We start from the raw sequence: 25,972 nt of genomic DNA on the forward strand, positions 1-25,972 counted from the left end.
GGGACGGACTCCGGATTCAGGGTGCGCTCGATGCGAGCGCCATCAGTACGTGGCTGAACTTTATGAATTGTTCAAATGTTCGAACATTCGGATATACCCGAAGCCCCGGTGATGTGCCCCTCTTGGCCTGGCGGTCGGCACGCGTGCCGGGCGGCCGCGACGAACATTCGAACAAAGCGACGGAGCCGCCCGCTATACTGAAAGCCGCTCAATCATGCGTCGCCCCCAATGAACGCCCCTGTCCAAGCGTCCGACACCGTCTCGCTCGAATCACCCCAGCCCCGTCACGTCGATCTGGCACGCACGCTGATGCAGGACATCGGCAGCGGCCGCTACCGCGTCGGCGACATGCTGCCGACGGAAGCCGAGCTGTGCGCCCAGTGGAACCTCAGCCGCTATGCCGTGCGCCAGGCCATTCTGAAGCTTTGCGAGCTCGGCCTGATCAGCCGCCAGGCAGGGATCGGCACGCGCGTGATCGCGAGTCATCCGCACACGCGCTATGTGCAGTCGATGGATTCGTTATCGGATCTCGCCCGCTACGCGCAAGGCACGCGGCTCGACGTCATATCGCGCAGCGTCCGGCCCGCGAGCGACGCCGAATCCGGGCTCCTGCACTGTGCACCGGGGACGAAGTGGCTGCATATCGCGGGCATCCGCCACGATGTGTCGGGGGGAGACGAGCCGATCGCGCTCGTCGATCTCTATGTCGCCGAACGCTACAGCCGCCTGAAAGGCGTCACGGAGACACTCGACAAACCGATCCACACGATGCTCGAGCAACAGTTCGGCATCAAGGCGACGCGCGTCGAACAGGAGATCCAGGGGCTGCTGCTCGCCGGTGACCAAGCCGTCGCGTTGCGGGTGCCGGACCAATCGGCCGGGCTGCGCATCGTGAGAACCTACTACGCTCAGGACACGGTGATCGAAGTCACGTCGGGCATTCATCCGGCCAGCCGCTTCAGTTATTCGATGACGTTTCAGCTGACCCATACGTCGAACTGATACGCGACGTCCGGCGGCCTGCCACGGCGAACGCAGGCGTCGCGTTCGTTCGACAAAAACGCTCTGTTCGACCAATCGTGTCTACCGCGCTCGCCGCGATTCGCTTAACGTAGCGTCTGCAATCCGCCGGCTGCTGCGCGACACATGCTTCCGCTTTGCGGCCCGTCCGGCGCAACGCGCCATCGCACAATGATAAGTAGTGCGTATGTTCATGTCGAATTCGCGATGCCGCGCAGGCCTGCCACGCGATCGATCATGCAGCGAAATCATGAAAGGAGACGACGATGGACCTCAATCTCAGCGGACGTACGGCACTCGTATCCGGAGCAAGCAAGGGCGTGGGCAAAGGCATTGCTCGGGCACTGGCTGCCGAGGGCGTGAACCTGGTGCTGCTGGCCCGCGGCACGGACGAACTGACCCGCACGGCCCGCGACATCGCGGACGAGTTCGGCGTGCGGACGCTGCCCGTGGCCACCGATATCAGGAAGGCGGACGAAGTTCGTCATGCCAGTTCGGAAGCCCGCGCGCACTGCGGGAACGTCCATATCGTGGTCAACAACGCCGGCGCTGCGATCCAGCGAAGCGACCGCGAGATCCTGTGGGACGACAGCGACTGGCTCAGTCAGATCGAGATCAAGAACCTCGGTGCGTTGCGGGTGATCCGGGAGTTTCTGCCGCTCGTGCCGACCGACGGCACCGGACGAATCATCAACATCACGGGCGCATCCGGAGCCATGACGTGGAACCCGGCCCTGACGTACGGGATGAACAATGCCGCGCTGATTCACATGACCGGCTATCTCGCGGCCGATCTCGCCAGCCAGCGGATCAACGTCAATGCGGTGGTGCCCGGACTGGTCGGCACCGAATGGCGAGAGGAATGGGCGCAGTCGATGGCCGCCAAGGCGGGCAAGCCGGTCGACGCATGGTTGCGCGAATTCTGCCTCGGGAAGGGCATCCTGTCCGGACGCTGGGCGCACGTGGAAGAAATCGGCAGCATGGTTGCCTATCTGGCTTCCGACCACGCGCGCTATATCAACGGGGCACGCATCGCGGTCGACGGCGGCCTCACGGTGAATGCGCGATAGGCGGTCGATACGCCGCATCGTCGACGCCGCCGGCAACGGGCCGGACCCAAGGCATCCGGCCCCGACACCTTCGCCCGGGATCACTTATCATACCGGCCAGGCAATTCGCGACGAAAGGCAGACCATGTTTACAGGCATTGTTCAGGGTGTTGGCGTCATCAAGGCCATCAAGGATCACGGCGAACTGAGAACGTTCAGCATCGAATTCCCCGAGCGGTTCACCACCGACATCGAGATCGGCGCGAGCGTCTCGGTCGACGGCGTGTGCCTGACGGTAACGACCATCCATTCCCCGGTGCTGGTCGACTTCGACGTGATGTTGCCAAGCCTGAGAATCACCACGCTGGCCGACCTGGCGACCGGCGCCCGGATCAACGTGGAACGGGCCGCGAAGGACGGCGCGGAGATCGGCGGGCATCCGCTGTCCGGTCACGTCGATTTCATGGGGACCATCCTGCACATCGCGTCGTCCGAGCACAACCGGATGATCCGCATCGGCGTGCCGGCCGATTTCAAGCGATATGTCTTCGCGAAGGGCTATATCGCGATCAACGGCTGCAGCCTCACCGTTTCGGACGTCAATCGCGACGAAGGCTGGTTCGAAGTCTGGCTGATTCCCGAAACGCGACGCGCCACCACCTTCGACGCAAAGGGTGGCGATGACAAGGTCAACATCGAGATCGAGCGCAGCACCCAGGTCGTCGTGGATACGATCCGCGAGTCGGTCAAGGAAACGCTCGGTGAGTTGACCGGCGTCGTCACGACGTTGTTGGCCGACAAGGGCATCGATATCGAGGAATTGCTCGCGCGGAACGTCGCGAAGCTGCCGAAGCAGTAACGGCAACGGGCACCGCCTTTCCCGGTGATGCCCGGGGTCACCGGGTGTCGGTTTCCGTCCCCATGCGTCCGGTTGGCCGCCCCGCGTGCCGGCTTCACTCCGGCTCCGCCTGCGCGCCCTTCCCCACGGCCACCCGCTGCGACCGATAAATCCCCGCGTGGCCTGAAAACAGATAGGCGACCACGCACGCCACGATCGCATACACGCCGATATCCGCGCCGAACAGTTCGATCGCCATGATCGTCGACGCGATCGGCGTGTTGGCCGCGCCCGCGAACACCGCGACGAAGCCGAGGCCCGCGAGCACCGGCACCGGCAGCGCGAGCACCTGGCCGAGCGCGTTGCCGAGCGTCGCGCCAATGTAGAACAGCGGCGTCACTTCGCCGCCCTTGAATCCCGACGCGAGCGTGACGACGGTCAACGCGAACTTGCCCGCGAAATCGTACACGGGCAGCGGCCCGTGAAACGCGGCCTCGATCGTCGGAATCCCGAGACCGAGATACTGCGGCACGTTCAGCACGGTGGCGGCCACGGCCACCATCACGCCGCCCAGCACCGGCTGCAGCGGCGCATAGCGGACGACACGCCGGAACCATGCGGTCAGCGCGTGCGTCGCGAAGGCGAACAACCGGCCGACGACGCCGAACGCGATACCCGCGACGACCGTCGCGGCCAGCCCCGTCGCCGACGCGGCCGGCACGAACGGAATCGCATACACAGTGTGATGCACGCCCCACGCGCGGCACACGACATCCGCGACGATCGCCGAGGCGACGCAGGTCAGCAGCGCGTCGTACCGCACGCGGCCGATCGCGAGCACCTCGAGCCCGAACACGGCTCCCGCGAGCGGCGTACCGAACACCGACGAGAAGCCGGCCGCGATGCCGCCCATCAGCAGCACGCGCCGATGCTCGCGATCGAGGCGGAACAGGTGCGTGACGCGATCGGCGAGCGCGCCGCCCATCTGCACGGCCGTGCCCTCGCGGCCGGCCGAGCCGCCGAACAGGTGCGTGACGACGGTCGCGACGAGCACGAGCGGCGCCATCCGCTTCGGCACGAGCGCCTTCGGGTCGTGAATCTCGTCGATCAGCAGGTTGTTGCCGCGCGCGACCGACTGGCCGAACCGATGGTAGACCCAGCCCGTCGCGAAGCCGGCGGCCGGCAGCCCCCACAGCAGCCACGGATGCGCGACGCGCGTGCCGGTCGCCCAGTCGAGCGCGATCAGGAACAACGCGGAAGCCGTGCCGGCCAGCGCACCGAGCAGGGCCGAGAGCGCGAGCCAGCGGCACACGTAGCGCACGGTCGCGAAAAAATCGGCAGAAGTCGAGAAAAACATGATTTCCAGGTTCGACAGGACATCAAAACCTGGGCGGCAGAACACCGCATGGACGGCCTGCGACCTCCTGACAACCCAGGAAACACGCAGGCATCATCAGCCGGGCAACCCGGCGGTTGAGGGCCGCACCGCACGCGCAACGCGCCGGGATCGACCGCAGGGAGGCATGCCATCTCCGCAGGGCGCCATTGTACGTGCCGCGCCGCGTCGCGCGCAATGCCACCCGGCGGAGCCGCTGACCGCCGTCAGTCGAGCGGCATGCGCGTCACGCGCGAGATCAGTTGGGGCGCGATCCGGTCGAGCGGCAGGATCGCCGACGCCGCGCCGATCGCCGCGGCCGCTTTCGGCATCCCGTAGACGGCGCTGGTCGCCTCGTCCTGCGCAATCGTATAGCACCCCTTCGCACGCATCGCCTTCAGCCCGAGCGCGCCGTCACGCCCCATCCCCGTGAGCAGCACGCCGAGCGCATCGCCCTGCCAGCCGTCGGCGACGCTGTTGAAGAACACGTCGATCGACGGCCGGTACGGCGTCTCGGCCGGATGCCTCGTATAGCCGAGCACGCCGCGCGGCGACAGGCACAGGTGGTCGTTGGTCGCCGCGAGCAGCACCTCGCCCGCCTGCGGCACGCTGCCTGGCAGGGCGACACGCACGGGCAGCCGCGTATAGCCGTCGAGCCACTCCGCCATGCCGAGCGCGAACGCCTGGTCGACGTGCTGCACGATCACGAGCGCGGCCGGGAAATCGGCCGGCAGCGCGCGCAGCAGCGCGGTGAGCGCGGTCGGCCCGCCCGCCGACGCGCCGATCGCGATGAGCGTCGGCTGGCCGCGCGTGAGCGCCGGCCCGGGCGGCACGAGCGTCGCGGTCCGGCTTTCGAGCAGCCGGCCGATCTGGTCGATCTTCGCGAGCAACGGCTGCCGCGCCGCATCCGACGGCAGGCCGAGTGCGAGCGTCGGCGTGTCGACCGCATCGAGCGCACCGGCGCCCATCGCCTCGTACACCGACGACGTGTTCGCGCTGACGCTCGCGGTCACGATCAGGATCGCGCAGGGTGCACGCGCCATGATCCGGCGCGTCGCGGCCACGCCGTCGAGCCTCGGCATCACGAGATCCATCAGCACGAGGTCGGGCGGATGCGCGACGCAGAAATCCACCGCCTCGTCGCCGTCGGTCGCCACCCACAGCACGCGGTGATCGGTGCGCAGCGCGATCACGCGGCGCAGCGCTTCGACGGCAAGCGGCAGATCGTTGACGATGCCGATGTTCATCCGCGCGCGTCCCCGATCAGGTCGTGCACCGCGTCGAGCAGCGCCTCGTCGTGGAAACTGCTCTTCGCGAGGTAGTAGTCGGCGCCGGCATCGAGCCCGCGCCGGCGATCCTCGTCGCGATCCTTGTACGACACGATCATCACCGGCACGCGCTTGAGCATCGGATCGTTCTTGATCAGCGTGACGAGTTCGATCCCGTCCATGCGCGGCATGTCGACATCGGTGACGACCAGGTCGAACGCGTCGCTGCGCACCGCGTTCCAGCCGTCCATCCCGTCGACCGCGACGGTCACGTCGTAGCCGCGCTTTTCCAGCAGCTTGCGTTCGAGCTCGCGCACCGTCAGCGAATCGTCGACGACCAGCACGCGGCGGCGCCGGTCGGCGAGCGCGAGCTGCGGATCGCGCGTGAGCTTTGCGAGCTGCCCGCCGCGCACGAGCTTGTCGACCGAGCGGATCAGGTCCTCGACATCGACGATCAGCACCGGGTCGCCGTTCTCGAGCAACGCGCCGGCCGCAATGTTCTGGATCTTGTGCAGGCGACTGTCGAGCGGCTGTACGACGAGCATGCGTTCGCCGAGGAAACGGTCGACGGCGACACCGTACAGCTCGGGCTCGCCGCCGACGACCACGACCGCCGTGCTCGCACGCGCGGCGTCGGGCTCGCCCGCGTCGAGCAGCTGATGCGCGGCGACGAGGCCCGCACGCCGGCCGTCGAACGGAAAATGCGGCTGCCCTTCGAGCACGTCGATGTCGTCGTGCGCGAGCTCGAGCGTGCGGCGCACGTGTGCGAGCGGGAACGCGTACGGCTCGCCGCCGACCTCGACGAGCAGGCTGCGGATCACCGACAGCGTGAGCGGCAACTGCAGCACGAAGCGCATGCCCGCGCCCGGCTCGTTGAAGATGCGTACCGCGCCGCGCACGCCGCGTACCATCTCCTGCACCGCGTCGAGGCCGACGCCGCGCCCCGACACGTCGGTCACCGCGTCGCGCATCGAGAAGCCCGGCAGCAGCAGGAATTCGAGCAGCTCGGGATCGGACAGCCGCGCGGCCGTCTCGTCGTCGGTGAGCCGCTGGCGCACGACGGCCGCACGCAGCGCGTCCATGTCGACGCCAGGCCCGTCGTCGATCACGCTGACGAGCAACGATCCGGCGCTGTGACGTGCCTCGAGCGTCACGCTCGCCTCGGCCGACTTGCCGCGCGCGCGACGGGCGTCGGGCGACTCGACGCCGTGGTCGATCGCGTTGCGCAGCAAATGCCCGAGCGGCGCGTCGAGCAGGTCGAGGATGTCGCGGTCGACCTGCGTGCCTTCGCCGACGATCGAGAAGCGCACCTGCTTGCCGAGCGAGCGCGCGAGATCGCGGACGATGCGCGGATACGCGCGCGTCGCGTCGCCGAACGGCCGCATCCGGCACTGCAGCGCTTCATCGTACAGTTGCTCGGCGATATGCGTGCTGCGCCGTTCGAAGCGGTCGAATTCGTCCATGCGCTCGGCGAGCGACCGCTGCAGGTCGTTGAGCATGTGCCGCACTTCGTTCATCGACGCGAGCACGCCCGCGTCGAGATCGTCGGCGAACTGCTCATACACCAGATCGAGCGAACGGGCCGCGTCGCGCTGCGCACGCTTCACGCGCAGCATCGATTCCGCGAACGGCTTGAGCCAGCGCGATTCGACGAGCGACTCGCCGGACAGGCTCAGTAGCCGGTTCAGCGTATCGGCGCGCACGCGGCGCATCGCGCCCGCGCCGGCCGCACGGCCGGCCTGGACCGGATCGGGCACGGCCGCCGACACCGCGAGCGGCGGCACCGCGGCGCCGGCGCCTACCGGCTCGTTCGCGGCGCCGTCGTGCTCGCGAAACGGCACGACGGACGGCGGCATCGACGACGGCGCATCCGTCGGTGCCGGCAGCGCGTGCGCGCCGTCGGCACCCGTCAGCGCCAGCGCGAACGCCTCGATCTCCGCCGACGACACGGGCTGCGCCTGCGGATCGGCGACCCGCACCAGCAGGTCGACGCCGGCAAGCAGCACGTCGACATGCGTGGCCGTCAGCGCGATCGTGCCGGCCTGCGCGGCGACGAAGCATTCCTCCATCCGGCCCGCGATGTCGACGCCGAGCGGCACGCCGACGATGCGCGCGGCGCCCTTCAGCGAATGCGCGGCGCGCATGCACGCCTCGAGCGCGGCGGAATCGGGCTCACCGGATTCGAGCGCGAGCAGGCGCTCGGACAGCGCCTGGGTCTGCGTGCGCGTCTCCTCGCGGTACAGCTCGAGCAGCGACAGGTGGCTCAGATCGTCATCGCCGCTCATCGCATGCTCCGTGTGACGGCGTCGAACAGCCGATCGTCGTCGAGCAACCCCACCGACTTCCCGCGCCACGACAGCACGCCGCGCGACAGGCCGGCGCTCGCACGACCGACCGTCGCCGGCACGGGCACCCATTCGGATGCGCCGAAGCGCAGCACGCCCTCGACTTCGTCGACCGGGAACACCACCGGCTCGCCCTGGTGCGCGGCCACGAGCAGTCGCGTGAAGCGGCCGTCCGCGCGGCCGTTGCCGTCGTTGCCGCCCTTGCCCGCGTCGAGGCCGAGCAGCGCGCCGATCGAGATCGCGATGCGCAGCGTGCCGCGAATGTTGACCACGCCGCGCACGGCCGAATGGCGGCGATGCGGCAGCGAATGGATCGGACGCGTGCCGGCAATCTCGCGCAGCACGTGGATCGGCAGCGCGAGCCACTCGTCGGCGACGCGAAATGCCAGCGCCGCCTGACGCGTATCGTCGTCGCCATGCGCGCGGTTCGCGTCGAACGCGCTCAGCCGGTGCGTGGTGTCGGCCAGCTCGGCGACGTCGAGCGGGCGCTCGAGCAGTTTCGCCGCGTGACACGCGTAGACCGGGCAGTTCAGGCAGCGCAGGCAGTCGGCCAGCCGCTCGCACGAGCGGTCGCCGCGCGTGCCGATCCGGTTCCAGCAATCATCGACGCCGATCGTCGTATCGTCAGTGTCAACGGCGTCGCGGTTCATTCTTTCCTCGATCATCCCCGTGTCGGCTCCCAACCCTTACTCTCATTATCCGGCCGCGCGCCGCGCACGCTCGAGCAACCATTGCGCGCCGGCGCCATCGCCGCCGACGTCGAGCAAGGTCGCGAGATGCGTCAGCGCCTCGTGGTGCGTGGGCCGCAGATACAGCGCCTTGCGGTAGAAGTCGCCCGCTTCCGCGACACGCCCGCGCGCATCCGCGATCAGCCCGTTCAGGTAGAACGCGTCCGCGTGCGGCCCGGCGTGCGCCGAGAACTGCGCGAGCACGCGCTCGGCCTCGTCGAACGCGCCCGCGTTGGCAAGCGCCTGCGCCTCCTCGAGCGTCGGCGCGGCGCTGGCGGCAGCCGGCGTCACCGGCACGGCCGCCGGTGTGTCGGCGCGCAGGTCGGCCTGCACGGCGGCCCGCGACTGGTACGCCCGCAGGCGCTCGGCCGGCGCGAGCGCGGCGAGCGACGGCGCGGCACCGCCCCACGTCGGCGGCACGACGGCCAGCAGCGGGCGCGTCGCAGCCGGCGGCGCTACCGTTAAGCGCTCCGCGCGCCGGTATGGCGCGATCGCGGGCATCGGCGCCGCATGCGGGGCCGGATACCCGTCCGCCGCCGCGCCGCCGCGCACGCGATGAAACGCGAACGCCAGCGGCACGCGCGCCGAGCACATCCCATGGCGCATCGCGACGCCCGTTTCGGCCGGACCGACGAACAGCACCCCGTCGTCGGCGAGCCAGCTTTCGAGCGAACCGATCACGCGGTCCTGCGCGTCGCGGTCGAAATAGATCAGCACGTTGCGGCAGAACACGAAATCGTAGCGGATGCCCGGGTCGACGCCCGGCTCGACCAGGTTCGCCTGGCGAAACTGCACGCACGCGCGCACGCGCTCGTCGAGCAGCCAGCCGTCGGCAACCGGCGTGAAGTGGCGGGCGCGAAACTCGGTCGCCGTGCCGCGAAACGCATTGCGCCCGTAGCAGCCGAGCCGCGCCTGTTCGATCGCGCGCCCGCTCAGGTCGATCGCGTCGATCGTGAAACTCGCCGGCTCGAGGCCGGCATCGAGCAGCGCCATCGCCGCCGAATACGGCTCCTCGCCGGTCGAGCACGGTGCGCTCAGCACGCGGATCACGCGCCCGGGCATCCCCGCAAGCCGCTCGGCCGCGAGCCGCGCGAGCATCGCGAACGCCTCGCGGTCGCGGAAGAACCACGTCTCCGGCACGATGAACAGTTCGATCAGCGCACGCCGCTCGTCGGCCGACGCGTTGAGCTGTTGCCAGTATGCGTCGAGCGCCTCCGGCGTCACGGGCGGCCGCGCCGCCGACGGCAGCCGCTCGCCGTCGCCCTGCAGCGCCTGGATGCGCTCGGTCAGTGCGCGGCTCAGGAACTCGTTGCCGAGCGAATCGGGGTCGATGCCGGTCTCGCGCAGCAGCCAGCCGCGAAATCGCGAATCGGACTCTTTCATGCGGACTCCCCTTCGTCGCCTGGCAGGCCGTCGAACAGATACAGGCGCGCAACGTCGTCGATCAGGTCGGACACCGAGACCTGCTGCACGATCCCGTCGGGCGTGTTCGCGACGCGCCCGAGCCAGCGCGTGCGCGTGGTCGATATGCCGCTGGCGCGGAACGCCGTGCGGTCGATCCGCAGCGTCTGCGTCGCGCGCTCGACGATCAGGCCGATCACGCGCTCGCGGTCGGCCTGCCCGAAGCGGTAGCGGACCATCACCAGCCGCGTCGAGCGCAGCGCATGCGCGCGCCGTCCGAGCGCCAGCATCGGCACGTCGATCACGGGCAGCGGCTGACCGCCACGCATCAGCAGCCCGGCGATCCAGTCGGGCGCGCCGGGCACGACCTTGGTGGCCGCGAGCGGCAACACCTCGTCGATGTCGGCCGCGTCGAGCGCATAGCGCTCGCCATCGAGCTCGAACATCAGGAACAGCGCGTGCACGCCGCCCTGCGACTCGGCGCGCGTCACGCGTCGACCTTGAAGCGCGACACGCTGGTGCGCAACTGGTTCGCGACCAGCGTCAGGTCGTCGATCGCCTGCGACGACTGGCGCAGCGATTCGGCCGTCTGCTGCGCGGCTTCCGACAGCTGCGACAGCGCCTGCGTGATCTGCTCGGCACCGTTCGCCTGCGTCTGCATCCCTTCGTTGACCATCTGGAAACGCGGTGCGAGCGTCTGCACCTCGGCGATGATCTGCGACAGCTGCCCGCCGACCTGCTGCACGTCGAGCATCCCGCGGCGCACTTCCTCGGAGAACTTGTCCATCCCCATCACCCCCGCCGACACGGCCGACTGGATCTCCTTCACCGTCTGCTCGATGTCGTAGGTCGCCACGGCCGTCTGGTCGGCGAGGCGGCGGATCTCGGTCGCGACGACCGCGAAGCCGCGGCCGTACTCGCCCGCCTTTTCGGCCTCGATCGCCGCGTTCAGCGACAGCAGGTTGGTCTGGTCGGCCACCTTGGTGATCGTCGCGACGACCTGGTTGATGTTCAGCGCCTTTTCGTTGAGGATCGCGAGCTTCGCGTTCACCGAGCCGGCCGCGTCCATCACGCTGCGCATCGTCTCGCCCATCCGCGTGAGGCCGCTCTGGCTCACGCCCGCGAGCGTCGCCGACTGTTCGGCCACGCCGCTCACCTCGTTCATCGTGCGCAGCAAATCGCGTGACGTCGCGAAGATCTCGCGCGACGTCGCGCCGATCTCGGTCGTCGTCGCCGCGGTTTCATTGGCGGTCGCCTGCTGCTCGCGCGATGTCGCCGCGATTTCGGCGACCGACGTCGTCACCTGCAGCGACGACTGCTGCGCGCGTGCGACGAGTTCGGTCAGTTCGTCGGCCATCCGGTTGAAGCCGGTCTCGAGCGTGCCGAACTCGTCGCGGCGACGCAGGTCGAGACGGCGCGTCAGGTTGCCGGTACGCATCACGTCGTGCACCTCGACGAGCCGCGCCATCGGCAAGGTGACCGAACGGTACAGCCCGTAGCCCAACCCGAGCGCGGACAGCAGCACGATCGCCAGTGCGGTCGCGAGGACGATCTCGGTGTCCTGCACGGATTCACGGATCAGCTTCGCGGACTCGTCGGCGAACTTGCGGTTCTCCTGCACCAGCGTATTCGCGTTGCGCACGACCTCGGCCCACGACGGCTGCACCTTCGTATACCCGGCGACGGCCTCTTCGTGCGACGCGCGGCTCTTGTGCACCGCGTCGTTCAGCAGCGGCAGGTAACGGTCGAAGGAACCGCGAAACGTCGCGAAACGCTGGCGGTCGTCATCGCGGAACATCGTGTTCTGGTAGTCGGCCGACAGCGACTCGACCTCCTTGAGCGCCTCGGCGATCCGCGCGAGATCGCGCTGCACGAATTCGGGATCGGTATCGACGAAGGTCGCCTGCTGCAACATCGCGAACGATTCGTTGACCGCCCCGCGCAACGACGCCGCGAGATAGACGCCGGGCAGCGAGTCGCGCTCGATGCTGACGGCTTCGGTGTTGATCGCGCGCAAGCGCTCGTAGGACACGCCGGCTGTCACCAGCATCAGCACGAACAGCACGCCGAAGCTGAGCAGGATGCGGTTGCCGAGCGTCAGCCGGGCGGCGCCGAGCGTCGGATGCAGGCTTTCATTGGTCGTGCGGGGCGTCACGGTGGCCATGTTGGTTATGGGCCTTCTAAAATCAGCGTTGAAAAAAACCGCGCCCGCCTGCGCGCCGGACGGCGCGCCACGAGCGCATCGGGGTCTGCGGACAGCGCGGCACCGGCAGGCCGCGCCGCGAAATCACCGTTCCGCTTGCGCCGGCAGCCGAAGCGCGACCATGAAACCGCGCGCCGTATTGCGCATCAGGATCTGGCCGCGATGCCGCGCCGCCGTCGCGCGGACGAACGCGAGCCCGAGGCCGAAGCCGCCGCGCGCCGCGCCATGCACGGATTCGAGCCGCACGAACGACTCGGTCGCGGCCGCGCGCTGCTCGGGCGCGATGCCGGCGCCGGCGTCCTCGACGCCGATCAGCCATGCGCCGTCGTCGCCGCTCAGCGTGCAATGCACCTCCGTGCCGGTCGGACCGTATTTCAGCGCATTGTCGATCAGGTTCGCAACCGCGCGCGTGAGCATCATACGGTCACCCATCGTCACGCACTCGGTGTCGGGCACGTGCGCGACGACCCGGCTGCCGAACCCGGCCGCCTTCTCCCACAGCTGGTCGACGGCGTCGAGCACGATCTCGTTGAGACTCACGACCTCGTGCGCGCGCCGCTCGGACTGCGCGCGGGTCAGGTGGATGAAGCCGTCGGCGAGCGCGAGCGCGCGCCGCGCATGACCGGCAATGCGCTCCATGATCGCCGGCATGTCGCCATGTTCGGTCCGGTAGACATCGAGCAGCGCCAGGATCGACGTCTGCGGCGAGCGCATGTCGTGCGACAGGAAGTCCAGCGCCTCGTCGCGCTGCCGCGACATCAGGTACGAATTCGAGTGATAGCGGATGCGCGCGGTCAGCTCCATCGCGTCCGGGAGCTTCACGAGATAGTCGTTCGCGCCTGCGATGAACGCCTCGCGCTTGACGATCGGCTCCTCTTTCGCCGACAGCACGATGATCGGCACGCGTGCGGTATCGGCGTGCGCGCGCCACGCGCGAACGAGTTCGAGGCCGTCGATTTCCGGCATCACGAGATCCTGCAGGATGACCGTCGGCTTCACGTCGCGCGCGACCGCCATCGCCCGGTGCGCATCCGTGCACACATGCAGGTCGATGTCGTGCTCGCTGCGCAGCGCGCGGCGAATTACCTCGCCGACGAACGGCTGATCGTCGACGAGCAGGACCGATAGCCCCGATTCAAGACAATCCGGCGCATTTTCACCGCTCGATTCTTTCATAAATACCGTTTCAAACGCCAAATCTCCAATTGATTCTTTCATAGGAGTTGTTTATCCGACTTGGGCGCCATCTTAATTTGGCGGCTGAGAAACCCGCCTATTGTTGCCGATCTGGCCTGTCGGCATTGCCGCACGGGGATCCGGACGCCGAGTTTTCCCCGTCGACGGCCGCATTACCTCCGCGTGCTTTCTCTCATTAAAGATAACCGGCTGATTCTAAATGAAATTAGAACACAGCATCTATCTCCTTCCGGTTTAGTTTTGCCAAATATGGTGAAAGAGAGGGATGCAGATAAATCAGATCATTTCCGGAATCGAAAGACGAGAACGTTTGCCGAACCGTTGCCGCAAGGTTTGCATGCGCTGCAAGGCCCGGGCGCCGATCGTGCCGGGGCCCGATTCGGATGCACGTGAATCGGCGAAATGGCCGGGGAAAAATGTCACGCCGCCACCGAATCGGCCGCGACGCGCAGGCACGACACGGCCAACACGTGGCGGCGGCAGGAGCGGCGGCGGCGATGCGCGAACCGTCGCCGCGGTTGCGGCCGGTCAGCCGCGCGCGTGCTGCGCGGACACCTCCTGCAGGTCGAGATCGCGCTCGAGCATGTGCAGCATCTCGTCGTGGATGCGGCCCGAACGATGCAGGCGCAACAGTTCCGCACGCCCGGCCTTGATGGCGGCCAGCACGACGTCGTAGTGCGCGGTGCGTACCTCAGCCGGATACTCGGGCTCATTCTTCGCTCGCTCGGTCAGCTCCGCGCGATACGTGTATTGCTCGAGCAGGCGCGGGTGAATCACCTTGCCGCTCGCATCGCGCACCAGCGGCTGGATCGCCGCAAGCTGCGCGGCCTCGACATGCGCCCACGCCTGCGGCTCGGTCAGGTGATGCGCGGCGCGCTCTTCGCGCTGACGCAGACGCAGCAGCCGGATCAGCGGCCCGATGGTCGTGCCCTGCAGCAGCACGGTGACGAGGATCACCGCGAACGACGCGACCAGGATCACGTCGCGGCCCGGCATCGCTTCCGGCAACGACAACGCGATCGCCAGCGTCACGACGCCGCGCATCCCGGCCCAGCTCATGATCGTCGCGGCCTTCCAGTCGGGCGCGACACCATGCCGAACGATCCCGCGCACCGGCACCTTCAGCGCCTCGACCGCGTAGATCCACACGAAGCGTGACAGCACCACCGCCGCCAGCACCGCGAGCACCGGCGGCACCATCGTGGCGAGCACCTGCTCGAAGCCGCCGAGCCGGTGTATCGCGCCGCGCAGCGACAGCCCGATCAGCACGAACACCAGCGCTTCGAGCAGGAACACGATGACCTGCCAGAACGCGGTGCCGCGCGTGCGCACGGCTGCCGAGAACACCTCGTGCTGATGCCAGCCGACGATCATGCCGGCCGTGACCGTCGCGATCACGCCCGACACCTCGACCATCTCGCCCGCGATGTACGCGATCCAGCCGGCGATCACGGCGACGGTGACCACCAGATAGTCGTCATCGAGCAGCTTCAGGAACCACACGACGAGCTTGCCGACCAGGAAGCCGACCACGACACCGCCGAACCCGAGTTCGGCGAAGCGCACGACCGCGTGCTCGAGGCTGAACGCGCCCGTCAGCGCGGCGGCGACCGCGAAGCGGAACAGCACCAGGCCCGCCGCGTCGTTCAACAGGCTTTCCCCTTCGAGCAGCACCATCAGCCGGCGCGGCAGCGCGACGCGCTCGAGCACCGCCTTCGCGGCCACCGCGTCGGGCGGCGACACGATCGCGCCGAGCGCGAAGCACGCGGCCCACGGCAGCGACGGCACGACCCAGTGCACGGCGAAGCCGACCGCGAACGTCGTGAACACCACCGCGCCGATCGCGAGCAGCAGGATGCCACCGACGTTGTGCTTGAACTCCTCCCACACGGAGAAATACGCGCCGTCCATCAGCAGCGGCGGCAGGAACACGAGCAGCACGAGTTCCGGATCGAGATTGATCGGCGGCAGACCGGGAATGAACGCGATGCCGATGCCGCCGATCAGCAGCGCGGCCGCAGGCGGCAACCGCAACCGCTTGGCGATGCATTCGAGCGCGACGATCGCGAGGAATGACAACAGAACCAGCTTGAATGCGGAGACGGGGGACATGAATCGACCTCGTGAGGAATGAATGCGCACGCCAGCCGGTGTCGTACCCCGGTTGGCCATTGCGCGCGATTACATCACGATGCGACGCTTGCAGTCGAGCGCGTTCGGCATGCACGGCACGCGGTGCTGCCACGATGGCGGAGGCGGGAGTCGCGCGCCCGTCGGTGTGCGCCGAAACGAAAACGGCACGCGGACCGGCGCGATCGCCCGCCCGCGTGCCGTCATGCCGCCGCCCCTCGCGCTAGCGGCGCCGCACGACCATCAGGCGCGGCTCGGTCATGTCCTCGATCGCGTAGCGGATCCCTTCGCGGCCGAGCCCCGAATCCTTCACGCCGCCATACGGCATGTTGTCGACACGGAACGACGGCACGTCGTTGATCACGACGCCGCCCACCTCCAGTTCGTCCCACGCGCGCTGCGCATGCGCAAGCGAATCGGTGAACACGCCGGCCTGCAGCCCGAAGTCGCTGTCGTTCACGCGTGCCAGCGCGTCGTCGAAGCGGTCGAATTTCTCGAGGATCGCGACGGGGCCGAACGCCTCCTTGCGGTACAGGTCCTGTTCACGGCCGACGTTCTCCAGCAGCGTCGCCTCGAACATCGCGCCGTCGACCTTGCCGCCCGCGACGATCTTCGCGCCCGCCGCGACGGCCGCGTCCATCCAGCCCGACAGCCGGTGCGATTCGGATTCGGAGATCATCGGGCCGACAAACGTCGACGGATCCTTCGGATCGCCCATCTTCAGCGCACGCGTCTTCGCGACCAGCTTGTCGCGCAGCACGTCGTACAGGTCCGCATGCACGAGGATCCGCTGCACGCCGATACAGCTCTGCCCCGACTGGTAGTACGCGCCGAACGCGAGACGGTCGACCACGTAGTCGAGCTGCGCGCGCTGGTCGGCGTCGACGATCGCCGCCGCGTTGCCGCCGAGTTCCAGCACGACCTTCTTCTTGCCGGCCTTCTCCTTCAGCGCCCAGCCCACGGCCGGCGAGCCCGTGAACGACAGCAGCTTGAAACGCTCGTCGGTCGTGAACAGGTCCGCACCGTCGCGATGCGCGGGCAGCACCGAGAACGCCCCCTTCGGCAGATCGGTTTCCGCGAGCACCTCGCCGATGATCAGCGCGCCGATCGGCGTGCGGCTCGCGGGCTTCAGCACGAACGGACAGCCGGCGGCCAGCGCGGGCGCGACCTTGTGCGCGGCGAGGTTCAGCGGGAAGTTGAACGGCGAGATGAACGAGCACGGGCCGATCGGCACGCGCCTCGTATAGCCGGTATAGCCTTGTGCACGCGCGGAGATCTCGAGGTTGATCACTTCGCCGTCGATGCGCACCGATTCCTCGGACGCGACGCGGAACGTGTCGATCAGCCGCGTCACTTCGCCCTTCGAATCGTTGATCGGCTTGCCGGCCTCGATGCACAGCGCCTCGGCCAGTTCGTCGAAACGCTCGCGAAAGCGGGCGACGCAGTGGTCGAGTACCGCCTGCCGCCGGTAGGCCGGCAGTTCGCGCATCGGCTTCGCGGCGTCGACCGCCGCGCCGATGGCCGCATCGATCGCCTTCGCGTCGGCCAGCGCGACGCGCGTCGCGACCTTGCCGCTGAACTTGTCGGTCACGTCGAGATCGGTGTTCGCGTAAACGGCTTCGTTGGCGAGGTAATACGGATAGGTATCCTTCAGCATGGGGTGCTCCTTCCGGTGAACGGCGGATTCAGAGTTGCGCCGACAGGCGCTTGATTTCGCGATTGAGCACGCGCTCGTTGTCCGAATAGTCGATCGGCACGTCGATCACATGCACGCCCGGCGTGGCGAAGCAGTCGCGCAGCAGCGGCTCGAGATCGTCGGCCGCTTCGACGCGATGCCCGTGCGCGCCGTAGCTCCGCGCATACGACACGAAATCGGGGTTCTTCAGCGTCATCGCGAAATCGGGGAAGTTCATGTTTTCCTGCTTCCAGCGGATCATCCCGAAAGCATCATCGCGCAGGATCATCACGACGATGTCGAGCTTCAGCCGCACGGCCGTTTCGAGTTCCTGCGAATTCATCATGAAACCGCCGTCGCCGCACACGGCGATCACCTTGCGCTGCGGATGCACGATCTTCGTCGCGATCGCCGACGGCAGGCCCGCGCCCATCGACGCGAGCGCGTTGTCGAGCAGCAGCGAGTTCGGCTCGTGCGCACGCCAGTAGCGCGCGAACCAGATCTTGTACATCCCGTTGTCGAGGCAGACGATCCCGTCGAGCGGCAGCGCGGTGTACAGGTCGTTGACGATCCGCACCGGATACATCGGGAAGCGCGGGTCGTGCTGGCCCTTCTGCAGGTGCGCGTCGAAATGCCCCTTGATCATTGCGAAGCGCGCGAAATCCCAGTGCGGCTGCGGCGTCACCGCTTCCTTCATCTGCCACACCGCGTTCGCGATGTCGCCGACCACCTCGATCTGCGGGAAGTAGACGGGATCGACCTGCGCGCCGAGGAAGTTCACGTGGATGACGGTCTTTTCGTCCGCGCGCATGAAAAACGGCGGCTTCTCGATCACGTCGTGCCCGACGTTGATGATGCAGTCCGCATGCTCGATCGCGCGGTGCACGAAGTCGCCGTCGGACAGCGTCGCGTTGCCGAGCCACAGCGGATGCGTCTCGTCGATCACGCCCTTGCCCATCTGCGTCGTGAAGAACGGGATGCCCGTCTTGTCGACGAATTCGAGCAGCATCTTGCAGGTCGTCTTGCGGTTGCCGCCCGCGCCGATCATCAACAGCGGATGGCGCGCGGCCTGGATCGCGTCGACCGCATGCGCGACCGCCTTCTCCTCGGCCACCGGCCGCCGGCTGTAGCTGCGCGGGATCGGCTTGCCGTCGCCTTCCTCGTGCGCGATGTCTTCCGGCAGTTCGAGATGCGCGGCGCCCGGACGCTCCTCCTCCGCGCGGCGGAACGCCTCGCGCACGGCCGACGGGATGTTGCCGATCGACACGATCTGCCGCGTGAACTTCGTGAGCGGCTGCATCATGTCGACCACGTCGACGATCTGGAAGTGGCCCTGCTTGCTCGACTTGATCGGCTTCTGCCCGGTGATCATCAGCATCGGCATGCCGCCGAGCTGCGCATACGCGGCGGCCGTCACGAAGTTGGTCGCGCCCGGCCCGAGCGTCGCGAGACACACACCGGTACGGCCCGTCAGGCGGCCGTAGGTGGCGGCCATGAACCCGGCCGCCTGTTCGTGCCGGGTCAGCACGAGCTTGATCTTCGATCGCCGCAGCGATTCGAGCAGATCGAGGTTTTCCTCGCCGGGAATGCCGAACACATACTCGACGCCTTCGGCTTCCAGCGCCTTCACGAACAGATCCGATGCTTTCATGGGGGACTCTCGGTTGATGCCGCCTGCCCGGCCTACGGACGCGCGGCGTTCAGAACGCGCGCCGGCCTACGGCGCGCGGACGCTTTACCTACTGGACACAGACCACGGCACTGCCCGCCGCGCGCAGCACGGCGGCGCCTCCCGATGAGGAGGACAAACGGATCCGCCCGTGCGCGGCATGCGCGCACGGACGGCAAAGACGTTTTTGATTGTAGACGGATTCGCGGAATTCCGGCTTCGACCGGATGACCGATCCGGCCTCGACAGGATCGGCCTGATGGCCAATTCGGCCCCAAACGGCGCGCGCCGTCCTACTGTTGGGGCAACCGAATTCCACTCATCGAACATGTGAACCATGGTTGACATATTGCAATCCATGCCCTACAGTGCGCCTACATTCAGCATCCGGACCACCGACGTCTTCGACGCGTGGTTTGCCGGCCTGCCGGATCGCGTCGCCCGGCGACGCATCCAGGCGCGCATCGATCGCCTGTCGATGGGCAATCCGGGCGACTGGAAATCCGCCGGCTCCCCCGTCGTCGAAATGCGGATCGACCACGGCCCCGGCTATCGCGTCTATTACGTCAGGCGCGGAACGATATGGGTGATCCTGCTCTGCGGCGGCGACAAGTCGACGCAACAGGCGGACATCCGCGCCGCGCACGCGATGCTCGCGCGGCTCGACCTGGAGTGATCGATGGACAAGATCAAGACCCGGCCGTGGGATTCGGCCGAACACCTGAAAACCGACGACGACATGGCCGACTACTTCGAGGCCTGTCTGCAGGAAGCCGGCGACGACCCGGCCTTCATCGCGCATGCGCTCGGCGTGATCGCCCGCGCGCGCGGCATGTCGCAGGTCGCGCGCGACGCGGGCCTGTCGCGCGAAGGGCTGTACAAGGCACTGTCGCACGACGGCAATCCGAGCTTCGGCACGATCCTGAAGGTCATCAAGGCGCTCGGCCTGCAACTGCACGGCGCGAAGGCGCACGCATGATGCAGCGGCGCGCGGCGGCGTGCCACGTGCGCGACGGCGGCGGCCGCGTCAATGCAGCCAGCCGCCCACCCAGCGCGGCAGCAGCGAGACCAGATACAGCCCGAACCCGATCAGCCCGCCGACCAGCGTGCCGTTGATGCGGATGTACTGCAGGTCCTTGCCGATGTTCAGCTCGATCTGCCGCGACATCTCCCGCGCATCCCAGTTGCGCACCGTGTCGCGAATGTGACGCATCAGGAAATCCGCGAAATCCGGCGCCATCTCGTGCACGGCTTTCTCGACGTGCTCGTTCAGCGATGCGCGCAGCGCCGGGCTCTCTGCGAGCCGCGCGCCGAGCCAGCCGCCGAGCGTCGCGGCCTGCCGGTGCAGCGCCGAATCGGCGCGCGCGAGATCAGCCTTCAGCCATGCACGCAACTGATCCCACAGATCGCGCGCGTACTCGTTGAACGCGTCGCCGTCGCGGATGTAGCGCTTGATCTCGTCACCCTTCGCGATGAACGCCGGATCATGCTTCAGCCGCTCGGTCAGGCGCACGACCGTGCGGTTGAAGCGCTGCCGCAACTCGTGCTCGGGATCCGCAGCCACGCCTTCGAGCACGCGGCTCACCGCGCTCGCCAGCATCCGCGCGCCGTTCTCGCCGAACCACTGCGTCGGCATCAGCTTCTCGACCTTCGGGTATTGCGTCTTCAGCCATTCGACGATGAAGTCCGCGATCACCTCGCGGTTCTCCTCCTTGTCGAGCACGTCGACCACCTGTTCGATCGCGTAGTCGAGCAGCGCCTGGTGGCGGCCATCCTTCGTCAGCGTGTCGAGAATCGCGCCGGCCGACTGCGACAGGTCGACCCGGTCGATCACCGCGCGGAACGCATCGTGGACGAACGACTGGATCCTCGCGTCGTCGGTCATGTCGAGCGCGAAGCTCATCAGCTTCGTCACGTAGCTGCCGAGCGCGTCGGTGTTCGCCGGCTCGCCGAGCCACGCGGCGAGCTTCTGCGCGGGATCGTGCTGGCGAATCTGCGCGGCGAGCGCGTCGGGACCGAGGAATTTCTCGCGCACGAACACCGCGAGGTTGTCGGCGATCTTGTCCTTGTTCTTCGGAATGATTTCGGTGTGGCGCGACACGAACGGGATCGGCACGCGACGGAACAGCGCGACCACCGCAAACCAGTCGGCGAGCGCGCCGACCATCGCGGCCTCGGCCACCGCCTTGAAACCGTCGACCCACGGGCCGCGCGGCAGCATGATCATCGTGACGAACACCGCGACGGCGGCCAGCAGCAGCCATAACGCGCGGCGCTTGCTTTGTTTCAGTTCGAGGGCTTTGTCTGGCGTCATGGGCGACCGGTGAAACGGCAATGCCGCTAATATGCACCGATCGCCGCCTCGCGACAAACCCGCATGCGATGCGCGGGCCGGACATGCTGCCCGCAGCGGGCTTCCATCCCCCCGCCGGGTACCGCCGCGAACGCGGCCACCCGATCCGCGTTCGCGCGCTGCCTCAGAGCAACGTCTTCAGGTTCACCGCCGGATCGGCGAGTTTCACCGGATCGGGCACCGCGCCTGCCGCGATCAACCGGCGCGCTGCACCGATGTCGCGCCCCAGGTTCGCCGCGGCGACCGCCGCGATCTTCCCGTCGTCGTCCAGCCCGAACACCGTGAACGGCCCGCTCGCCGGATCGCCGCGCACGACCGTGGCCTGCTCGCTGCCGAACAGCCCGAGCATCTGCAGGTTGCAGTCGTACTGATCGGACCACAGCCACGGCAGCTCGGCATAGGTTTCGTCCGCGCCGAGCAGGTTCGCAGCCGCGACAGCCGGCTGGTTTTCCGCGACCTGCCACGACTCGATTCGCACGTGACGCCCGAGCAGCGGATTGAAGTGCATCGTCACCTCGCCCGTCGCGAAGATCGCCCGATCGCTGGTGCGGCACCCTGCATCGACACGGATCCCGTTGTCGACGTCGAGCCCGGCCGCCTGCGCGAGTTCGACATTGGGTACGACGCCGATGCCGACCACGACGATGTCGGCATGCACGTCGCCCCGATCGGTCTCGACGATCGCACCGCCGCCCGGTGCATGACGAATCGCGCGCGGCAGCGTCGCCATCTGAAAGCTCACGCCGCGCGCGTCATGCAACTGACGCGCATACGCGCCGACGACTTCCGGCAACGCGCGCTGCAGCAAGCGCGCGGCCGGGTCGATCACCGTCACGTCGCAACCGAGCTGCCGCGCCGCAGCGGCCACTTCGAGGCCGATGAAGCCGCCGCCGAGCACCGCCACGCGACGGCCCGGCGCGAGCTGCGCGCGCAACGCCCGCGCGTCGGCAACGGTGCGCACGTAATGCGGAACGACGCCTGCGTCGACCGGTCCGCCGAACGCACGCACGCGCGAACCCGTCGCAAGCACGAGCCGCGCGTACGGCAACGTCGCGCCGTGATCGAGCCGCACACGCTGCGCATCGCGCTCGATCGCCTCGACGCGCGTGCCGAGCCGCAGCTCGATGCGTTGCGCGTCGTACCACGCGGCATCGCGCACGAACGCGCGCTGCTCGCCGCCGTCGTTCAGCAGCGCATCCTTCGACAGCGCGGGCCGGTCGTACGGCAGCTCGGGTTCGGCGCCGATCATCACGATGCGCGCATCGGTGTCGCGCGCACGCAGCGCTTCGGCCGTACGCCGCGCCGCGTGGCCGGCGCCGACGATCACGAACGGGTCAGCCGACATTGACTTCTACCTGCCCGTCGACGATCCGGACCGGATAGGTCCGCACCGGCTCGGTGATCGGCGCGCATTTCGGCGCCCCCGTGCGAATGTCGATCAGCCCCTGGTGCAGCGGGCACTCGACACAACCGTCTTCCACATAGCCTTCGGACAAGCGCGCATGGCCATGCGAACAAAGGTCGTGCATCGCGAACAGTTCTTCGCCGATCCGAAACACTGCGATCGGCTTCTGGCCGGCGACGCGTGCCGCCGGTTCGTCTTCGGAGAATTCGTCGAATGCACCCAGCGGGTGCCATTCGGCGAGCGTTGCTTCGGTCATGTCGTTTCCTTGGCTGTCAGATCGGGGTCGCAAGCAGCGTCTGCACGCGCGACGTGTCGTAGATCACGCGCTTGGTCTTGTAGCGCAGCCCGTCGGGCGTACGCACGACCGTGTCGTAGTACTTGCCGGCCTGGTACACGTTCGATTCGCCGTTGCTGCGGGTCTGCACGACCACGTAGTTGCTCTCGGTGTCGATCTCGCCGTCACGCTCCGCGACGATCGTCAGGCCCGACGTCATGTGCCGGTACGTGTGCTCTTCAAAGATGTTCGCGTGCCGCAGCGACACCACGCGGTCGCGCAGCATCCGCTGGTTCGTGCAGTGGACGATCCCGACCGGCAGCCCGAGATCGGCGTTCTCCTTCGGCACGATCTCGTACGTGCAGTCCTCGGTGAACATTTCCGGCCAGTGTTCGAGCCGGTCGTTGTCGAGGTGGCCGATGTAGCGGTTCTGAAGCATGTAAATCTCGAACCACGTCTTCATGTCTTCCGTCATTTCGCGCTCCCGCATCAATAGCCCATCAGCTTCTGGTAGCCGACCCAGAACTTGCGGATCAGGCTTTCGGTGATCACCGTGTCCTGCTGGTCAGGATTGCCGCGCGACATCTCGATCACCGACGTCGCGTCGGCGTCGCGCACCGTGCCGCGCTGCACCAGCTCGGTCGCCTCCGTGTCTTCCATCGAGATATAGCCGGCCGGCCCGACCAGGTTCGCCTGCTTGATGCGCAGCGCGCGCAGCTCGGGCGTGTCGTCCGCGTAGCCGAAGAAGTGGAAGATCAGCTCGAAGTTGTCCGGCCCCTTCGGCAGGATCTGCCGCGCGACCAGCGTGTTGTGGATCTGCTGGATCACGAGCTGCGGGAAGATCGGCTGGATATGGTTGGTGCAGTCCTCGTCGTATTCCGACACGAGATCGAGGATCGACTCGTCTTCCAGATGGAAACCCTCGTCGAACGACCGGATGTTCTGCTGCTTGTACGCGGCCGACGTATCGTCGCCCGTCTTCGTCACCGTGATGATGCTGTGCAGCCCGTGGTTCGCATCCGGAATCGAGCGCGCCTTCATCCCGACGCGGAAGATGTTGAAGGTCGTATGGAACAGGTGCAGCATGCTCGCGTGATACGGGTCCTTCACGTTCTCCATGTACAGCTTCCAGTTCGACTTCGAATACTGGCGCGTGCAGCCGAGATACTCGATCGGCTTGTGGAAGATCCGGTCGATCCACGGACGCATCTGCTCGCCGAGATAGTCGGGCAGCGGCGCCACTTCGTCGCTGAAGCTCGCGAACACGAGCCCGCGATAGCTGTCGACGCGCAGCTTGCGCAGCCCGTGCTGCTTCGGGTCGAAGTCGGCCGGCATCCCGGACATCCCCTTCTGGCCGCGCCGGAAGGGCACGCCGAGCAGGTTGCCCGAGTTGTCGAAGCTCCACTGGTGATACACGCACGTGTGCGAGCTCGCGTTGCCGCGCGACTTGCGGCACACCTGCGCGCCGCGGTGCGCGCAGCGGTTCACCCAGGCGGAAAGCGCGCCGTCTTCGGTGCGCGTGACGACCACCGGCGTATCGCCGACGAACGTGCTCTTGAAGTCACCGGCGTTCGGGATTTCCGCTTCCAGCGCAACGAAGTTCCACGTCGGGCCGCGAAAGATGCGTTCCTGCTCGCGTTCGTAGACGGCCTGCGAGCTGAACACCTTGTATGGCACGCGCGAGCCGTCGTCGTGCGGAAAACGCACGGCGGACGCGTCGTCGCGCGAGGCGAACACGACGGGCGATTCTGTCTGCTCCATGTCGGACTCCTTGTGGTTCCGTTTCATTAACAAGATGGAGTCCATTTTTGAAAGGCTAATATTCGCCGTCTATCCGGAAAGTGCGATTGCGGCGGCGCAATATCCACTTTCGGCGGATTTCTGCGCTAGCATGGCGGCACACACGACCTGCGCACGATCGCGACCCATTCATCGGATCGAAGCGCGCGTCGCTCATACAAAGGCTGAGGCCCATGTCCCCAACGTCGTTCGAGCCGCTCGCGCTGCGCGCGCACCGGCTGTTCGAATCCCGCGATCTCGACGAGACGCGCGAGCGGATCTCGCGCGTGATGCAGCCGCATGCGCTGTTGCCGAACGGCCGCACGCACGGTGCGTCGCACATGGATTTCGTCAGGCTCGGCGGGCTCGGGATCGGCACGATCGCATTCGGCGACGCGATGCGCGTACGGGTCGACGCGGTCGACGGCTACTACCTGCTGATGTTCTGCCTGTCCGGCCAGGCCGAGGTACGCGCGATGGGGCGGCAGCTCGGTGTCGACGGCCAGACCGGCGTGCTGTGCGCGCCCGGGGAACCCTTCGACGCCGTGCTGTCGGCCGATTGCGAGCAGTTCGTGCTGCGCATCGACGCGGCCACGGTCGGCGCGCTGACGGGCGACCCGCGCGCGACGCTCGATCCCGTGCTGCACGTCAGCGACGCCGCGCTCGCCGCGTGGCGCCAGCAACTGATGCTCGTCGCACGCTCGCCCGAACTGCTCGAGCGCGCGAACGCGAACCCGCGTGTCGCGTCGCAGCTCGAGCACCTGCTGATCGACCTGCTGATCGAGGGCCACCCGCCGTCGGTACTGCACGCGTCACATCGCGATCCAGCGCCGGGCTTCGTGCGGCGCGCGCAGGAGTTCGTGAACGCGCACTACGCGCAGCCGCTGCAACTCGCCGATATCGTCCAGGCCGCCAACGTGCCGGAACGGACGCTGCGCGACGCCTTCCTGCAGTTCCGCGGTCTGAGCCCGATGCAATACCTGCGCGCGACGCGGCTCGACCATGCGCGGGAGTTGCTGCGCGGGTCGGTGTCCGAGCGACGGATCGCCGATATCGCGCTCGATTGCGGGTTTACCCACCTCGGACGGTTCGCGATCGCGTATCGGGAGAAGTTCGGCGAATCGCCGTCGGAAACGCTCGACGCGAAGCGATAGCGACGCATTCGCTGGCGCGACCTGAAGCCTGCGACCTGTACGACCGGCGCGGGCCTGCATCGCCGGACGTGACATTGCGACGCCTTCTCCGCATTCACCGGCGCACGCC

General features: G+C 67.5%; 22 protein-coding genes and 1 riboswitch. Of the genes, 6 read left to right on the forward strand and 16 right to left on the reverse strand.

Annotated elements, in window-relative coordinates:
- Positions 1-228: 228 nt before the first annotated feature.
- The 3 genes from GEM_RS24575 to GEM_RS24585 all read left to right on the forward strand — a co-directional run bounded on the left by GEM_RS24575 (position 229) and on the right by GEM_RS24585 (position 2,928).
- Positions 229-1,002, forward strand: coding sequence for a GntR family transcriptional regulator (locus tag GEM_RS24575; RefSeq protein WP_014900115.1), 774 nt, complete (start codon positions 229-231; stop codon positions 1,000-1,002).
- Between the two features lie 284 nt (positions 1,003-1,286).
- A complete protein-coding gene (locus GEM_RS24580; protein WP_014900116.1) occupies positions 1,287-2,090 on the forward strand; it encodes an SDR family NAD(P)-dependent oxidoreductase in 804 nt (267 codons plus the stop codon).
- A gap of 124 nt (positions 2,091-2,214) precedes the next feature.
- Entirely contained in the window at positions 2,215-2,928 is a 714-nt protein-coding gene (locus tag GEM_RS24585; RefSeq protein WP_014900117.1) for a riboflavin synthase, read from the forward strand.
- A 94-nt stretch (positions 2,929-3,022) separates the two neighbouring features.
- Here the strand turns inward: GEM_RS24585 and GEM_RS24590 are convergent, their stop codons facing one another.
- The 11 genes from GEM_RS24590 to GEM_RS24640 all read right to left on the reverse strand — a co-directional run bounded on the left by GEM_RS24590 (position 3,023) and on the right by GEM_RS24640 (position 18,880).
- The gene (locus GEM_RS24590) at positions 3,023-4,264 is read right to left on the reverse strand and encodes a voltage-gated chloride channel family protein (RefSeq protein WP_014900118.1); all 1,242 of its coding nucleotides are present in this window, start codon (positions 4,262-4,264) and stop codon (positions 3,023-3,025) included.
- An 80-nt stretch (positions 4,265-4,344) separates the two neighbouring features.
- A riboswitch (Fluoride riboswitch) is annotated at positions 4,345-4,450 on the reverse strand.
- Positions 4,451-4,509: 59 nt separating this feature from the next.
- Complete coding sequence (locus GEM_RS24595; protein ID WP_014900119.1) at positions 4,510-5,529, reverse strand: chemotaxis response regulator protein-glutamate methylesterase; 1,020 nt, start codon at positions 5,527-5,529, stop codon at positions 4,510-4,512.
- Positions 5,526-7,835 (reverse strand): hybrid sensor histidine kinase/response regulator, encoded by a 2,310-nt coding sequence (locus tag GEM_RS24600; RefSeq protein WP_014900120.1) that lies wholly within the window; start codon positions 7,833-7,835, stop codon positions 5,526-5,528. Before GEM_RS24600 ends, GEM_RS24595 begins: the two co-directional genes overlap by 4 nt.
- Positions 7,832-8,545: a chemotaxis protein CheW gene (locus GEM_RS24605; RefSeq protein ID WP_014900121.1), complete on the reverse strand. Its 714-nt coding sequence runs from the start codon at positions 8,543-8,545 to the stop codon at positions 7,832-7,834. Before GEM_RS24605 ends, GEM_RS24600 begins: the two co-directional genes overlap by 4 nt.
- A gap of 45 nt (positions 8,546-8,590) precedes the next feature.
- Entirely contained in the window at positions 8,591-10,006 is a 1,416-nt protein-coding gene (locus GEM_RS24610) for a CheR family methyltransferase (protein ID WP_014900122.1), read from the reverse strand.
- Positions 10,003-10,515 carry a chemotaxis protein CheW gene (locus tag GEM_RS24615; RefSeq protein ID WP_014900123.1) on the reverse strand — a complete coding sequence of 171 codons (513 nt, stop codon included), beginning with the start codon at positions 10,513-10,515 and terminating at the stop codon, positions 10,003-10,005. The genes GEM_RS24610 and GEM_RS24615 overlap by 4 nt, the downstream gene beginning before the upstream one ends.
- Positions 10,512-12,188 (reverse strand): methyl-accepting chemotaxis protein, encoded by a 1,677-nt coding sequence (locus tag GEM_RS24620; RefSeq protein ID WP_014900124.1) that lies wholly within the window; start codon positions 12,186-12,188, stop codon positions 10,512-10,514. Before GEM_RS24620 ends, GEM_RS24615 begins: the two co-directional genes overlap by 4 nt.
- A 123-nt stretch (positions 12,189-12,311) precedes the next feature.
- Positions 12,312-13,445 carry a hybrid sensor histidine kinase/response regulator gene (locus tag GEM_RS24625; RefSeq protein ID WP_014900125.1) on the reverse strand — a complete coding sequence of 378 codons (1,134 nt, stop codon included), beginning with the start codon at positions 13,443-13,445 and terminating at the stop codon, positions 12,312-12,314.
- Positions 13,446-13,952: 507 nt separating this feature from the next.
- Positions 13,953-15,536 (reverse strand): Na+/H+ antiporter, encoded by a 1,584-nt coding sequence (locus tag GEM_RS24630; RefSeq protein WP_014900126.1) that lies wholly within the window; start codon positions 15,534-15,536, stop codon positions 13,953-13,955.
- Between the two features lie 241 nt (positions 15,537-15,777).
- Positions 15,778-17,211 carry an aldehyde dehydrogenase family protein gene (locus GEM_RS24635; protein ID WP_014900127.1) on the reverse strand — a complete coding sequence of 478 codons (1,434 nt, stop codon included), beginning with the start codon at positions 17,209-17,211 and terminating at the stop codon, positions 15,778-15,780.
- A gap of 28 nt (positions 17,212-17,239) precedes the next feature.
- On the reverse strand, positions 17,240-18,880 hold the full coding sequence (locus tag GEM_RS24640) for an acetolactate synthase large subunit (protein ID WP_014900128.1): 1,641 nt from the start codon (positions 18,878-18,880) through the stop codon (positions 17,240-17,242).
- Between the two features lie 376 nt (positions 18,881-19,256).
- Between GEM_RS24640 and GEM_RS24645 the strand changes: the two genes are divergently transcribed.
- Both GEM_RS24645 and GEM_RS24650 read left to right on the forward strand, forming a co-directional pair.
- Positions 19,257-19,574 carry a type II toxin-antitoxin system RelE/ParE family toxin gene (locus tag GEM_RS24645; RefSeq protein ID WP_272148401.1) on the forward strand — a complete coding sequence of 106 codons (318 nt, stop codon included), beginning with the start codon at positions 19,257-19,259 and terminating at the stop codon, positions 19,572-19,574.
- Between the two features lie 3 nt (positions 19,575-19,577).
- On the forward strand, positions 19,578-19,877 hold the full coding sequence (locus GEM_RS24650) for an addiction module antidote protein (RefSeq protein ID WP_006750245.1): 300 nt from the start codon (positions 19,578-19,580) through the stop codon (positions 19,875-19,877).
- 48 nt (positions 19,878-19,925) lie between these two features.
- Here the strand turns inward: GEM_RS24650 and GEM_RS24655 are convergent, their stop codons facing one another.
- The 5 genes from GEM_RS24655 to andAc all read right to left on the reverse strand — a co-directional run bounded on the left by GEM_RS24655 (position 19,926) and on the right by andAc (position 24,691).
- Complete coding sequence (locus tag GEM_RS24655) at positions 19,926-21,212, reverse strand: DUF445 domain-containing protein (RefSeq protein ID WP_014900130.1); 1,287 nt, start codon at positions 21,210-21,212, stop codon at positions 19,926-19,928.
- A 163-nt stretch (positions 21,213-21,375) separates the two neighbouring features.
- Positions 21,376-22,596 (reverse strand): anthranilate 1,2-dioxygenase system ferredoxin--NAD(+) reductase, encoded by a 1,221-nt coding sequence (andAa, locus tag GEM_RS24660; protein WP_014900131.1) that lies wholly within the window; start codon positions 22,594-22,596, stop codon positions 21,376-21,378.
- Positions 22,586-22,912, reverse strand: a complete 327-nt coding sequence (gene andAb / locus GEM_RS24665; protein WP_014900132.1) for an anthranilate 1,2-dioxygenase ferredoxin subunit AndAb — start codon at positions 22,910-22,912, stop codon at positions 22,586-22,588. The genes andAa and andAb overlap by 11 nt, the downstream gene beginning before the upstream one ends.
- Positions 22,913-22,928: 16 nt before the next feature.
- A complete protein-coding gene (andAd, locus tag GEM_RS24670; RefSeq protein ID WP_014900133.1) occupies positions 22,929-23,405 on the reverse strand; it encodes an anthranilate 1,2-dioxygenase small subunit AndAd in 477 nt (158 codons plus the stop codon).
- A 14-nt stretch (positions 23,406-23,419) separates the two neighbouring features.
- Positions 23,420-24,691, reverse strand: coding sequence for an anthranilate 1,2-dioxygenase large subunit AndAc (gene andAc / locus GEM_RS24675; RefSeq protein WP_014900134.1), 1,272 nt, complete (start codon positions 24,689-24,691; stop codon positions 23,420-23,422).
- Between the two features lie 212 nt (positions 24,692-24,903).
- On the opposite strand from andAc, the gene andR reads away from it, so the two are divergent.
- Complete coding sequence (gene andR / locus GEM_RS24680; protein WP_014900135.1) at positions 24,904-25,863, forward strand: anthranilate 1,2-dioxygenase regulatory protein AndR; 960 nt, start codon at positions 24,904-24,906, stop codon at positions 25,861-25,863.
- Positions 25,864-25,972 lie beyond the last annotated feature (109 nt).

This window comes from Burkholderia cepacia GG4 (assembly GCF_000292915.1).
In the GTDB taxonomy this organism is placed as follows: Bacteria; Pseudomonadota; Gammaproteobacteria; order Burkholderiales; family Burkholderiaceae; genus Burkholderia; species Burkholderia cepacia_D.